Annotated in this window: 1 protein-coding gene; it reads left to right on the top strand. The window is 39.9% G+C overall.

Annotated elements, in window-relative coordinates; all coding sequences use genetic code 11:
- Window positions 1-115: 115 nt before the first annotated feature.
- Window positions 116-383, top strand: a 268-nt coding sequence (locus SB765_RS28220) for a VF530 family DNA-binding protein (protein ID WP_410932297.1), incomplete at its 3' end; no start/stop codon positions are given.

Genomic DNA, 383 nt, shown 5'->3' with positions numbered 1-383 from the left:
GGGCCAAATTCGTGGTCGTGTTGTGGTTAATTGTCAAAGTTAAGCATTTTTACTATTAAACTCTCGTTATTAAATTTATAATGCTGGCCGTATTTTTAATAACGAGAGAACACCTATGAGCAACCAAGAACTTTTCAGTAATAACCCACTGCAAGGCGTTAAATTAGAGCAAGTGGTTGAAGAACTGGTTGAGCAATATGGGTGGGAACTCCTGCACGCCTACTTACAACTCAACTGCTTCAAAAATAATCCTGACATTAAGTCTGCGGTTAAGTTTTTACGTAAAACCGAGTGGGCACAGCAAAAAGTAGATAATTTCTATTTGTACCGCCTTAAAAACTTACCACGCCCAGATGATGTGCAATACGAATTGCCACCCCGCG

It is taken from the genome of Pseudomonas sp. SIMBA_067, from assembly GCF_046534675.1.
Taxonomy (GTDB): Bacteria; Pseudomonadota; Gammaproteobacteria; order Pseudomonadales; family Pseudomonadaceae; genus Aquipseudomonas; species Aquipseudomonas putida.
Note: the sequence above shows the minus strand (reverse complement) of the source record. Positions and strands in the feature narration are given on the sequence as shown.